21 protein-coding genes are annotated in these 9,750 nt (G+C 70.8%); 1 reads left to right on the top strand and 20 read right to left on the bottom strand.

From position 1 onward, the window contains the following. Window positions 1-5 precede the first annotated feature (5 nt). Window positions 6-644 carry a hypothetical protein gene (locus F7R91_RS14540; protein ID WP_150948496.1) on the top strand — a complete coding sequence of 213 codons (639 nt, stop codon included), beginning with the start codon at window positions 6-8 and terminating at the stop codon, window positions 642-644. 46 nt (window positions 645-690) lie between these two features. On the opposite strand, the gene F7R91_RS14535 is transcribed toward F7R91_RS14540, so the two are convergent. The 20 genes from F7R91_RS14535 to F7R91_RS14455 form a co-directional block, all read right to left on the bottom strand. After that, on the bottom strand, window positions 691-915 hold the full coding sequence (locus tag F7R91_RS14535; RefSeq protein ID WP_150948493.1) for a hypothetical protein: 225 nt from the start codon (window positions 913-915) through the stop codon (window positions 691-693). Continuing rightward, on the bottom strand, window positions 912-1,436 hold the full coding sequence (locus F7R91_RS14530; RefSeq protein WP_150948490.1) for a hypothetical protein: 525 nt from the start codon (window positions 1,434-1,436) through the stop codon (window positions 912-914). Before F7R91_RS14530 ends, F7R91_RS14535 begins: the two co-directional genes overlap by 4 nt. After that, window positions 1,433-1,675 (bottom strand): helix-turn-helix domain-containing protein, encoded by a 243-nt coding sequence (locus tag F7R91_RS42020; protein WP_191971484.1) that lies wholly within the window; start codon window positions 1,673-1,675, stop codon window positions 1,433-1,435. Before F7R91_RS42020 ends, F7R91_RS14530 begins: the two co-directional genes overlap by 4 nt. Further along, window positions 1,672-1,851 carry a hypothetical protein gene (locus F7R91_RS42015; protein WP_191971483.1) on the bottom strand — a complete coding sequence of 60 codons (180 nt, stop codon included), beginning with the start codon at window positions 1,849-1,851 and terminating at the stop codon, window positions 1,672-1,674. The genes F7R91_RS42020 and F7R91_RS42015 overlap by 4 nt, the downstream gene beginning before the upstream one ends. Continuing rightward, window positions 1,848-2,123, bottom strand: a complete 276-nt coding sequence (locus F7R91_RS42010) for a hypothetical protein (RefSeq protein WP_191971482.1) — start codon at window positions 2,121-2,123, stop codon at window positions 1,848-1,850. The genes F7R91_RS42015 and F7R91_RS42010 overlap by 4 nt, the downstream gene beginning before the upstream one ends. Window positions 2,124-2,310: 187 nt before the next feature. Next, on the bottom strand, window positions 2,311-3,744 hold the full coding sequence (locus tag F7R91_RS14520; protein ID WP_150948485.1) for a hypothetical protein: 1,434 nt from the start codon (window positions 3,742-3,744) through the stop codon (window positions 2,311-2,313). Between the two features lie 2 nt (window positions 3,745-3,746). Next, the gene (locus F7R91_RS14515) at window positions 3,747-3,929 is read right to left on the bottom strand and encodes a hypothetical protein (RefSeq protein WP_150948482.1); all 183 of its coding nucleotides are present in this window, start codon (window positions 3,927-3,929) and stop codon (window positions 3,747-3,749) included. Window positions 3,930-4,005: 76 nt separating this feature from the next. Further along, window positions 4,006-4,275, bottom strand: a complete 270-nt coding sequence (locus F7R91_RS14510; RefSeq protein WP_150948479.1) for a hypothetical protein — start codon at window positions 4,273-4,275, stop codon at window positions 4,006-4,008. A gap of 66 nt (window positions 4,276-4,341) precedes the next feature. Continuing rightward, entirely contained in the window at window positions 4,342-4,599 is a 258-nt protein-coding gene (locus tag F7R91_RS14505; protein ID WP_150948476.1) for a hypothetical protein, read from the bottom strand. 16 nt (window positions 4,600-4,615) lie between these two features. Beyond that, window positions 4,616-4,894 (bottom strand): hypothetical protein, encoded by a 279-nt coding sequence (locus F7R91_RS14500; RefSeq protein WP_150948473.1) that lies wholly within the window; start codon window positions 4,892-4,894, stop codon window positions 4,616-4,618. Beyond that, window positions 4,891-5,247, bottom strand: a complete 357-nt coding sequence (locus tag F7R91_RS14495) for a hypothetical protein (protein ID WP_150948470.1) — start codon at window positions 5,245-5,247, stop codon at window positions 4,891-4,893. Before F7R91_RS14495 ends, F7R91_RS14500 begins: the two co-directional genes overlap by 4 nt. Continuing rightward, window positions 5,244-5,507 carry a hypothetical protein gene (locus tag F7R91_RS14490; RefSeq protein WP_150948467.1) on the bottom strand — a complete coding sequence of 88 codons (264 nt, stop codon included), beginning with the start codon at window positions 5,505-5,507 and terminating at the stop codon, window positions 5,244-5,246. Before F7R91_RS14490 ends, F7R91_RS14495 begins: the two co-directional genes overlap by 4 nt. Before the next feature lie 157 nt (window positions 5,508-5,664). Next, a complete protein-coding gene (locus F7R91_RS14485; RefSeq protein WP_150948464.1) occupies window positions 5,665-6,156 on the bottom strand; it encodes a hypothetical protein in 492 nt (163 codons plus the stop codon). 85 nt (window positions 6,157-6,241) lie between these two features. Further along, window positions 6,242-6,415: a hypothetical protein gene (locus F7R91_RS42005; protein WP_191971481.1), complete on the bottom strand. Its 174-nt coding sequence runs from the start codon at window positions 6,413-6,415 to the stop codon at window positions 6,242-6,244. Window positions 6,416-6,535: 120 nt separating this feature from the next. After that, window positions 6,536-7,528: a phosphoadenosine phosphosulfate reductase family protein gene (locus F7R91_RS14480; protein WP_150948461.1), complete on the bottom strand. Its 993-nt coding sequence runs from the start codon at window positions 7,526-7,528 to the stop codon at window positions 6,536-6,538. Between the two features lie 285 nt (window positions 7,529-7,813). Beyond that, complete coding sequence (locus F7R91_RS14475) at window positions 7,814-8,029, bottom strand: hypothetical protein (RefSeq protein ID WP_150948458.1); 216 nt, start codon at window positions 8,027-8,029, stop codon at window positions 7,814-7,816. 17 nt (window positions 8,030-8,046) lie between these two features. After that, a complete protein-coding gene (locus F7R91_RS14470; protein WP_150948456.1) occupies window positions 8,047-8,352 on the bottom strand; it encodes a zinc finger domain-containing protein in 306 nt (101 codons plus the stop codon). Then, on the bottom strand, window positions 8,349-8,681 hold the full coding sequence (locus F7R91_RS14465) for a hypothetical protein (RefSeq protein ID WP_150948453.1): 333 nt from the start codon (window positions 8,679-8,681) through the stop codon (window positions 8,349-8,351). The genes F7R91_RS14470 and F7R91_RS14465 overlap by 4 nt, the downstream gene beginning before the upstream one ends. Continuing rightward, on the bottom strand, window positions 8,678-9,070 hold the full coding sequence (locus F7R91_RS14460) for a hypothetical protein (protein ID WP_150948450.1): 393 nt from the start codon (window positions 9,068-9,070) through the stop codon (window positions 8,678-8,680). Before F7R91_RS14460 ends, F7R91_RS14465 begins: the two co-directional genes overlap by 4 nt. After that, window positions 9,067-9,741, bottom strand: a complete 675-nt coding sequence (locus F7R91_RS14455) for an ATP-binding protein (RefSeq protein WP_225320647.1) — start codon at window positions 9,739-9,741, stop codon at window positions 9,067-9,069. Before F7R91_RS14455 ends, F7R91_RS14460 begins: the two co-directional genes overlap by 4 nt. Window positions 9,742-9,750: the final 9 nt, after the last annotated feature.

The following is a 9,750-nucleotide window of genomic DNA, read 5'->3' as shown; positions in this document are numbered from 1 at the left end:
GACGATTGGCCTACGACTTCGCCCAGGAACTGCAGAACGTGCTCAACACGACGATCTGTCGTGACGTGCGCATCAAGGCGGTTCAGCGCCCGTTCGACAGTATCCCGGTTTTCACCGTTGGTAGCGGGCTGTCTCGGCAGAATCTGACGCAGCCGACGGGTTTCCCTGTGCGGATCGACAGCAAGAAGCCGCGACTGTGGATGAATCTGAGCTACCAGGTTCACCTTGACGACGAGGCCAAATACCTGACAGTCCATAAGTCGTATTGCGGCATTTTCTCGGACGAAGATCTGGAGACTTGCCTCTGCCATTTCGACTATGAGCGTGAGAAGGACAAGTACACGAGCGCCCACTTGCAGGTGCACGGCGAGTCGCCGGCGCTGGATGCTCTCAACCGGGCGGGCGACGAGAAGCGGCCACTGGAGAAGCTGCACTTCCCGGTGGGCGGGAAGCGGTTCCGGCCGAGCCTGGAGGACATCATCGAGTTCTTGATCGCTGAGCGGCTGACTGACGGCCGCGAAGGATGGGAACAGGTGGTGGAGGCAGGTCGGGAGAAGTTTCAGCGGAACCAGCTGCGGGCGGCAATGCGCCGCCATACGGCAATCGTTGCCGAGTTCATGCGGGAGCAGGAGAACCAGGGCTGATGACATGACGAAGCGCCCCGCCCGGAGTCCGGAGCGGGGCGCTTCGCTATTCGCCAGTCTTTTCGCCACCCCACCAGCGGGCGTCCGCCTCGGCGCATTCCCGCACGCTCGGCCCGCTGTCGTGTCTGGCCGGTGCGGGGTCGGGCGGCCCGTACACGCACTCGCCGTCCTGGATGGCGCACACGTCCTGGCCTGCTGCGGCGGCGAGGCAGTGCCCGCGGATGCTGGCCTGGCAGTCGGTGACGGGGCGGGGTGCGGCCTGGTGGATCACGGGGCGGGCTCCGACTGGTCGGGCGGGCAGGGGATGCCGACGGGCTCGGGGTGGATGCGGAGGGCGTCGTCGATGCGGTCGCAGGTGACGGTGACGGCGTCGCACCAGGAGGCGCCGGGGGTGCCGAAGGGGAGCATGCCGTCGGTTTCGCGGTCGGCGACTTCGGTACGGCGTTCGGCGATCACCTTGCGGACGCGGGCGACGGCGGCTTCGGCCAAGTGGCGGGCCTCGCCGATCTTCTTCAACTCCCTCTCGCGCTGCTTGGCGATGGCCTGCCAGTCGACGGGCGCGCCCTGCTCCTCCTGCGCCGGATCGAACGGCTTCGCGACGCGGCTCGGCAGTGGCTCCAGCGCCGCCGGGTACAGCGGGTGCTCCTCGGGGAGGATGCCCATGCTGGCGCCCCAGTTGGGGTTGAGGAGCGCGGACACGGCGTCGTTGAGTTTGGCGACGCGGCCGTACAGCACCTCGATGTCTTCCTCGGGTGTGGCTGGCCGCTTCTGCTGCTGGGTCTTGTCGGTCATGCGGCGGTTTCTCTCTGCTGGTCGGGGATGTGGATCTCATGCACGCCGAGTTCGCCGATGGCGAGGGCGATGGCGACGGCTTGCGCGCGGTCGGTGGCGCCCAATGTGCGGTAGGCGTAGCCGAGGATGTCTTTCACGGTGCAGGGGCTGATGCCGAGCCAGGCGCCGATCTGCTCGTTGGTGTTGCCGTTCGCGGCCAGGGCGAGTACCTGCCGCTGTCGGCGGGTCAGGTCTTTCACAGGTGCCGCCCGTTTTTGATGCGTCCGCCGGTGTCGACTTTGCCGTCGGCGGTGGCGAGCATCCGAATCGCCCGCTCGAGGACGTCTTCGATCTTCTCGCCGCGGTAGCAGAGGTGGAGGACTTGCAGCGTCCAGGCGGTGACGGGCTGCCGGGGTGGCGGGGTCGGGCGGGTCACAGGACTCCTCCGTCCGGGTGGATGTCGGTGATGGGCCGGCCGGTGGTGTTCTGGCCGAGCAGGTCGAGCCAGCCGCAGGTGCTGATGCCGAGCGCGATGCGGAGGCGTTGTTCGCGAACAGCCCAGTCGACGGGTGTGCCGGTGTCGCAGGGTTCGGGCGGCATCGGCGCCGGCTCCCCGCCGGTGTCGTCGGCGAGGGCCGCCCAGAAGTGGCGGGTGGTGTGGTCGTCGTGCGCCCAGTAGTCGAGGACGTCATCGTCGGGGCAGGTCACGGATGCTCCTTGGGTGGTTGGTTATGCCAACCGCGGCAGCACTGGCAGGCGGTCGGGGTGAGGTGGGGGTTGCCGTAGCCGGGGATGAGTGCGGCTGCGGCGAGGGCTGCGGTGCGGTAGGGGCGCCCGTTGGGGCAGTGGGCGGGCGGTGGGGTGCTGCGTGCGGGGTGTGGGGGCTTCCAGCGGGTCACGGGCGGGGCTCCTGTGGGATCAGGAGGTCCGTGCCGCACTTGGCGCACAGGCCACCGTCTGGCAGGTCGTCGGATGTGATCGGGATGCCGGAGGCGCCGAGTTCGTCGGTGTGGCGGGTGCAGTACAGGAACATGCCGAGTCGGGAGCGGTGGCCGACGATGCGGTCGCCGGTGTCGTCTGCCGCGGGCTGCACTGGGGCGGGCTGGTCGCACGTGGCGCACAGTGCGAACGCCTCCTGGTTGTCGCCCTTGCAGCGGGGGCACCTGGCCGGGTCGACGGTCGCGTCCTGGCGCTTGCTGGCCCATGCGGCGGGCCGGGCCAGCATCACCTCGGGCGTCTCGGTGTCGGTCTGCTGCTGCGCCCCGGCGGCCAGCTGGTCCAGGAGGCGGCGCATCTCAGGCGTCCAGTGCCCTGTGAGCAGCTGCTCCTTGTACAGCTTGAGGAAGTCCAGGGTGCGCTTCAGGCCGGGCTGGAGTGAGCCGGCCGCGATTCCGGTGAAGCCTTCGATGGTGGCGGCGAGGCTGTCGGTGTGGGTGGCGAGGAGGCGTGCAAGGTCGGGGCCACTGGCGGCCGGTGCGGGCTGGGGTGTCTCGTCGGCCATGCGGCGCAGCTCGGCCTCGATCATCCGGGCCCCGTGCAACGCGCCTTGGCGGTCGCCGGACGCGCGGGCAGTGCGCCGCAGGAACCGTGCGGCCTCCCGCCATCCTTCGGCGGGCGTCCCGAAGGGCTCCATCCCGCAGGCGTCGCAGCTCCCGCACAGGTCGACGCACACGAGCTCGTCGCCCTCGTCGTCGTCCAGCAAAGCGGCGGCCCGGTCGGTGGCTGGCAGCACGGCCAGGACCGCGTCGGCGCAGCAGTCGTACTCGTCAGCCGGGACCTGGTCGCCGAGGTGCACCATGCCGTGCTCGCGGAGCACGGCGGCGATCCGGTCGCGGAGGCTGGCGGGGTCCACAGACCCGGCGCGCGCATGGTGGGGGCAGTCGGTGATCATGTCGACGGTGTCGCCCGGCTGGTCGAGGTATCGGGGTGGGGTCTCCTGGCGGGTGAAGGGGCGGCAGGTGCATCCGGGTACGCCGAACTGGGGCTCGTCGTCGGGTGTGGCGGCGTTCAGGATCGCGGCCTGGCTGGTGGCGGCTGGCAGCACGGCCAGGACCGCGTCCACGTCGCGCATGAGGCCCTCGGGGTAGCAGCCACTGCGGTCACGGCTTCCGGGCCGCAGCGCCTCGGCGATCCGGTCGCGGAGGCTGGGGTCCACAGGCGCGTCGTCGGGTGTGGCGGCCGGGACACACGACGAGACGGCAGGCCGGTACGCCGAGCAGTCGCACGAGCGGCACTCGCCTGCATTCAGCTCGTGCTCCGGCTCGATGTGCCCGCACCCGCAGGGCGTGTACTCCGGGCCCTGCGGCGGCGGAAGGGTCTGGCTGTTCATGGTCACAGTTCCCCTCGCTGCTGGAGTTCGGTGCGGAAGAGGCCTACGACGGAGGGCAGTTCGTCTCCCTGCTGCGCGGGCCGGAAGCGGGCGGCTTGGTCGGCGTGGGTGATGGCGAGGTCGAGGGCGGTGTGGAGGACGTCGGTGGGCTCGTCGCGGAACGGGCGGGCGGTCTGGTCGGTCACGTGTGCTCCTGGTGGTCGGGCTGGGCGGGGGCCGGCTGCCTGCCGGGGAAGCAGGCAGCCGGGCGGGGGCGGGGGGTCAGGCGAGCAGTCGGCCCGGGATGTGCGGGCACTCGTAGCCGTCGGCCTCGGGCTCGGGCACCGATCGGTCCAGCACGCGGCCGTCCTCGGATTGCACGTAGTAGCCGGACGCCTTGCCCTGCGCCTCGTGCTCGGTGCAGCAGGCGAGGAAGGCGAAGCCGTCACGGTCGATGACGGTGGACAGCGATCCCATGGAGCCGCGCATGGTCGTGCCGACGGGGTGGGGGTAGTCGGTGGTGGGGGTCTTGACGGGGTTGAAGCCGGTCATGGTCGTTTTCCTCCTGGTTTGTGGTGTGTTGGGACGGTAGTGGTGGGCACTGACAGCGGGCGTCGGTCAGTTGGTGGGCCAGAGGAAGACGGCGGGGACCGTGCCGTTGGGCGCCTGGTCCCAGTCGTTCTCGGGGTTCTGCGCGCGCATCTGGTCGGTCGCGTACCAGTCGCCGGAGAAGGAGCTGTGCGCCTCGTAGAGGGCGCCGTCCATGACGGAGAGCGGGCTGAAGCCGTTGCCTTCCGCGTCCTTGGCGAGGACGACGATCGTGTCGTCGGGGAGGTTGAGGGCGTCGAGTTCGGCTCGGAGTTCGGCGAGGGTCATGGTTGGGGTCCTTTCGTCAGGTGCGGGGTGGTGTGAGGGCGCGCGCCACAGCCAGCGCGGCTCGTGTGTCGGCGCACGGCCAGTCCTCGTCCGCGCACCACTGGCAGCCGGGGCGCGGCACGCCACGGTGGGGCGGGTTGGCCTCGTGCAGCTCGGCCGCGGACTCCAGGAGTTCGGCGAGCGGCAGCCGGGCCCCTATCAGCGCGGCGGTGCTGGAGGTGGCGGTCATGGCCGCGGGGAATCGCATCTGCCGCAAGATGGCTGCTGCGGCCCGGAGTTCGTCGGCGGTGTTCATGGGGTGTCCTTGGTGGTCGGGGCCGCAGACACGGCAGGCTGGGTGGCGGGCTCGCAGCCGTGTGCGCGGACGGTGCCGTCGACTTTCGGCTCGAACATGCGACGGCAGCCAGGGCAGGGGATCTTGGGCTGGCCGGGCTCGACGAGCACAGCGATCTCACTGTCGAGGTCGAGCCACACCAGCAGGGTCACGAGCGCGTCAGCCTCGACCGTGCGGCCCTTGCCGATGCGGGTGAACGTCGAGATGGCGAGCCCGGTCTGACGGGCGACACCGCGCCAGGTGAGGCCGAGGTCTCGGCGGCGGGCGTCGAGTCTGCGGTGCAGCTCGGGAACGTCGAGGCGGTGGCTGCTCACCGGGCCGCCTCCGTAGCGGCCGGGGGCTCACCGTGCTCAACACTCCCGAGGACTTCCTGGCACAGGCAGCCGTCGACCGGGGACCAGGACGGGCAGACGCTGGTGATCCCGGCGGTGTGCTGGCAGGGCTCGTTCCAGAACGTCTCGTCGCAGCCGCACTTGTCGTTGTTGTGCCAGCGGGGTACGGGCTGTCGGCAGAGGTCGCAGACGAGGTAGGGGTTGGCGAACGAGACGTAGACGTGGGTTCGGGTGTGCGTCATGCGGATCTCCTTGGGTGGGTTTCAGGTTCGGGACGGGACCGGAAGGCCACAGGCGGGCCGTAGACGGCCTAGGAGCGTCCGGGTGGACCCGGCGGGCCTGGAGCGCCCCTGAGGCCGTCTGGCAACGAACTGTGCGGCGGGAAACGGCACCTGAGGGTCAGCCGGTCCGCCCGCCCGCATCCGCCGCGGCCCCTGTACGCCCCTGTGACGGCCCGGCGGGCGTGTGTGGCGGCTCCGGGGCCCCGGGCGGCTGTGCGGGCGCCTGACGCCCACCCACAACCCCGGACGAGGCGGCGGCGGGCGGCGTCTGCCCGTCGACGCGCGCACGCAACGAGTCCACGGCGGCCTGGTCGTCGTCGGTGAACCCGCCTTCCGACCAGATCTGCTCCTGGGCGAGGTCGAGGGCGTAGCGCAGCATGGTGCGCTCGGAGTCGGTGAGCGGGGCTGTCTCGTCGTGCAGGCGGCGCACCTCGGCAAGCAGGGCGGGCATGTCCTCCTCCAGCACAGCCTCCGCGTCCTCCAACGCTTCCTGCTCGTCGAGCGGCGAGTAGCAGTTGATCCAGCCGGACAAGGCGGCACGGCGCGCGGCGGCACGGGCGTCGATGTCGGCGAGCTGCTGGGCGGTGAGCGGGGCGGGCTGGTCGGTCATCGGGGTTCTCCGTTCAGGTGATCGGGTGTGGGAGGCTGCGGGGCGGGGCCCGCCGCGATAGCCGCACGGCGGGCCCACCTGGTAGTCAAGCGACGGACTTCGCTTCTGGCCCGCGGGGCTCGTAGCTGAAGCAGTTGCGCTCTGGCCCCGGCCAAAGCAGGTCACGGTGGCCTTGCTCGTAGCCATGGCAGTTGAGGCACTGGCGAACGTGGCGCTCGTCGGCACGGCGCTGGAGGTCGGCGAACTCTTCGTCGGTCATGGGTGTGCCTTTCGTCGGGTGGGGTGGTGCGGGCAGGGACACGGGGGCGGGCTCAGGCCGAGCGGGTGAACGCGGCATGCTGCTCCGGGGTGATCAGGCCCATGTCGCGCCACTGGTCGATCAGGTCGTCCTGGCCGGGAACGGCGATGCAGGACGAGCAGGCACTGAGTCGGCTTCACCGGGAGGCTTCTGGCCCCACCGGCAGGCGGGGATACCAGCCCTCTCGGCCTGGCGCTCCAAGTCGCGCAGCGCCCCGGCTACCTCGGGGTAGAAGAACTCGATCTCGTCGAGTTCGCCGGGCTTGGCGAACGCCCCGCACAGGCACTCACCCGACATGTGCAGGTGCTCGGTGACCTCGTTGAGCGGGAGGGCGCCGTCGAAGCACAGCCGATGCTGGGCGTGTTCATGGTCCTGCTGGCAGCGATACCGGGCCCGGTACTCGCGCATGTGGACATCGGTCCAGTGGACGATCGCGGACACCCAGACGATGGCGCCGTCCTGGTCGATGGCTTCAGCATTGCGGAACCGGCGGTCGGTCTCGGCCCAGCGCATCCCACCCAGATAGACGATCTTCCGGGTGCGGCCCTGGTCGCCGACGACGCTTCGCCGGAACGCCATCAGCGGCTCGTCCTTGAGGTGCCGGTACATGACCTTGTGGCCGACGGGCCCGGGGAAGCCCTGCCACACGGCACGCTTCCCGGCGTTCGGGCCGCGGCCGGCCAGGACCTTGCCGAGGACGAGGTCCTGGTACGAGTTCTGCGGGTGCAGTTCGTGCAGATCAACGTTCCAGGCGGCGGCGACGTCGCGGACGTGCTGCGTTGTCTCGGGGATTCCGGTGCCGGTGTTGACGTGCAGCAGGGCGTCCATGCGTTCACGCATCAGGTGCATGAGGACGACTGAGTCGTTGCCGCCGGAGAACAGGCCGTAGCTGCCGACGATCGGGTAGGTGGCGAGCGCTTCGCCGAGGATTTCGAAGGTGCGGGCGATCGCTTCGTCGAGGGTGCGGGCGACGTGCTCGCCGTCGGTGGCCTTCGGTGGCTGCTTGGTCAGCAGGTCGGGCATGCCGGGGAACATGTCGCCGACGGGCTGCCGGTGCTTGCTACGGCTGGTCATGTGGGTTCCTTGTCCGGGTTGGTGGTGGTCTGTGGTGTTGGGGGCGGGTTGGGGTGACGGGCGCAGGTCAACGGGCGGGCCGCGGTCACAGCGACCACAAAGTCGGCTGGTGATCGACGAGGGGCAGTTCGGCCTGACCCGGCATCGACGGCACCGGGCCGGCGGACGGCGGCGGCGAGGCTCGGGCCGGGCGCCCGGTGACGCCCAGACGGCGGGCACACACCGGGCCCAGACCCGACGGCGCCGGAACCCGAAGCCGACGGCCGCACGCCGTGCAGCGGGACATCAGGCGGCCTGCCCGTCGATGACGCGGAGTCGGCGCGGGCGGCGGCGGTCGCGGGTCGCGGTCTCGCTGGGGTCCTGCCAGCCGTCGAGGGCGGCGTTGAGATCGGCGAGGTGGGCGGCCTGCTCCTCCGGCGTCCACCGCGGCGCCGGGCTGGCGGGCCGCGGCTTGGCGGGGCGGGCGTGGCCGAACGTCCCGGTCGGGAGGGCCTCGGCCATCAGGCGGTCGTATGCGTTCACGCTGCGGTGGCCTCGGCTTCCTGGTAGCGGCGGTTGTGGACGGTGGTTCGGGCGCGGCCTTCGTCGTGGCAGGGCGTCCCGGGCTCGACCTGGCACTCCGGACAGCAGGCCGTCGCCTTCGCCCACGCGGACACGCGCTGCGGATGCGGCTGGGTGAGGATCCGGCCGGACTTCCGCAGCTGGCACGGCCGGTGGGCGCCGGCGCCGCAGTGCGGGCACGGCACAGAGCGGGCCGGATGCTGGCCGGCGCGCATGAAGTGGCGGAGGGAGTCGGGCATCGGGGCTCCGGCGTGCAGGGTCATCGGTTCTCCTTGGGGCAGTTGCCGCAGTCGCAGGGCTGGTCGGGCTGGTGCTCGGTGTTGCGGTAGTGCCGAACAGCCGCATCCCACTCGGCTTTCGGGCGGGACCACTCGGGTGGTGGGCCGGGCGGGGACGTCCCGGTCGGCCAGGCGCCGGGACGGTGGCCGGGCGGAGGAGGAGGCTTCGGCTTGACGGGCGGTTCACGGCGGGCCTTGCCGATGTCGATCTGCGCCCGCAGCAGGGCCTTCAGCTCATCGCGGCCTTCGCGGCGGACGGCCTTGACGTCGTCGATCTGGATGCCGTCGTCCTGCGGGATCTGCGAGTCGCTCACGACGCCGCCCTTCCGTTGTGGGCGGCGAGGAGTTGCCCGGCGGACTGGAGGAGTTGGAACTCCTCGGGGCGAGCTACGGCCAGGGCAGCGCGCCAGTCCCAGATGAGGGACTCGGCGGGGTGAACGCCCGGTTGGCGAGCGGCGTGGGCGAGTTGGTTCAGGGCTTGCAGACCCCGCCGCAGAGCGACGCCAACATGGCGCGTGCAGTTGGGGCAGAGCGGCATGCCTTCGTCGTCGACGAGGTGCACGAGGTCCGGGATCGCCGTTTCCTCGCAGCGGTGGCATTCGGCGAGTCGGGTGGTTGTGCGGATGGCCGCGCGGACTGGCTCGAACGGGCCGCGGTAGTCGGCGGGTTCGCCGTGCGTCCTGATCTGGGTGAGGTCGGTCATGCGACACCGAGCCGGCGGTCGTTGCCGCCGAGGGCGACGACGGTGGTGGTCTGGGCGAGCCTGGAGGTGATGCGGGCGCCCAACTGGTCGTGGAGGTCGGTGCCGTTCGGGTCGGCGACGGGCAGGTTGCTGGTGATGATCAGCGGGCGGCATTCGTTGTAGCGCTCGTTGAGGATCCGGTAGGTGGCTTCCTCGGTGAACTCGCTGATCTTCTCGGTGCCGAGGTCGTCGATCAGCAGCAGCGGTATCCGCATCAGCCGCTTGACCTCGTACTCGGCGCCCTTCTCGCTGCCCCCCGGGCGCATCAGCGCGTACATGTCGGGGGCTGTGAGCGCCAGCAACTCGAACCGGTCGGGCCCTGCTTCGGCGATGCGGCGGAGGGCGCCGTAGGCCTGGTGAGTCTTGCCGGTGCCGAACGGGCCGGTGAGGAAAAGGATCCCGGCGGTCTTCGGATCGCCGATGGCCCGGTCCGCCCAGGCAATCACCTGCGGGTGTGTCGCCTCGGCTTCCTGGTACCGGTACGGCGTGGCGGTGGTCCAGCGCTTGACGGCGATGTTGGCGCGTTGGCGGCGGTGGTACTCGGGGTGGCCGGGCTCGTCGGGGGTCGGGGTGTCGTCGATGGGGCCGGCGGTGACGTGGCCGAGGCCGCGCGCCTCGAGTGCGCGCTGCATGCGCTGCAT

It is taken from the genome of Streptomyces luteolifulvus, from assembly GCF_008806595.1.
Lineage (GTDB): Bacteria > Actinomycetota > Actinomycetes > Streptomycetales > Streptomycetaceae > Streptomyces > Streptomyces luteolifulvus.
This window is presented reverse-complemented; position numbering and strand designations above follow the sequence as displayed.

Excerpts from the sequence above, each read along its gene's own strand:
- F7R91_RS14530 (WP_150948490.1), bottom strand. The coding sequence starts at position 1,436 with ATGACCGACAAGACCCAGCAGCAGAAGCGGCCAGCCACACCCGAGGAA.
- F7R91_RS14520 (WP_150948485.1), bottom strand. The coding sequence starts at position 3,744 with ATGAACAGCCAGACCCTTCCGCCGCCGCAGGGCCCGGAGTACACGCCC.
- F7R91_RS14510 (WP_150948479.1), bottom strand. The coding sequence starts at position 4,275 with ATGACCGGCTTCAACCCCGTCAAGACCCCCACCACCGACTACCCCCAC.
- F7R91_RS14505 (WP_150948476.1), bottom strand. The coding sequence starts at position 4,599 with ATGACCCTCGCCGAACTCCGAGCCGAACTCGACGCCCTCAACCTCCCC.
- F7R91_RS14500 (WP_150948473.1), bottom strand. The coding sequence starts at position 4,894 with ATGAACACCGCCGACGAACTCCGGGCCGCAGCAGCCATCTTGCGGCAG.
- F7R91_RS14490 (WP_150948467.1), bottom strand. The coding sequence starts at position 5,507 with ATGACGCACACCCGAACCCACGTCTACGTCTCGTTCGCCAACCCCTAC.
- F7R91_RS14485 (WP_150948464.1), bottom strand. The coding sequence starts at position 6,156 with ATGACCGACCAGCCCGCCCCGCTCACCGCCCAGCAGCTCGCCGACATC.
- F7R91_RS42005 (WP_191971481.1), bottom strand. The coding sequence starts at position 6,415 with ATGACCGACGAAGAGTTCGCCGACCTCCAGCGCCGTGCCGACGAGCGC.
- F7R91_RS14480 (WP_150948461.1), bottom strand. The coding sequence starts at position 7,528 with ATGACCAGCCGTAGCAAGCACCGGCAGCCCGTCGGCGACATGTTCCCC.
- F7R91_RS14475 (WP_150948458.1), bottom strand. The coding sequence starts at position 8,029 with ATGGCCGAGGCCCTCCCGACCGGGACGTTCGGCCACGCCCGCCCCGCC.
- F7R91_RS14470 (WP_150948456.1), bottom strand. The coding sequence starts at position 8,352 with ATGACCCTGCACGCCGGAGCCCCGATGCCCGACTCCCTCCGCCACTTC.
- F7R91_RS14460 (WP_150948450.1), bottom strand. The coding sequence starts at position 9,070 with ATGACCGACCTCACCCAGATCAGGACGCACGGCGAACCCGCCGACTAC.
- F7R91_RS14455 (WP_225320647.1), bottom strand. The coding sequence starts at position 9,741 with ATGCAGCGCGCACTCGAGGCGCGCGGCCTCGGCCACGTCACCGCCGGC.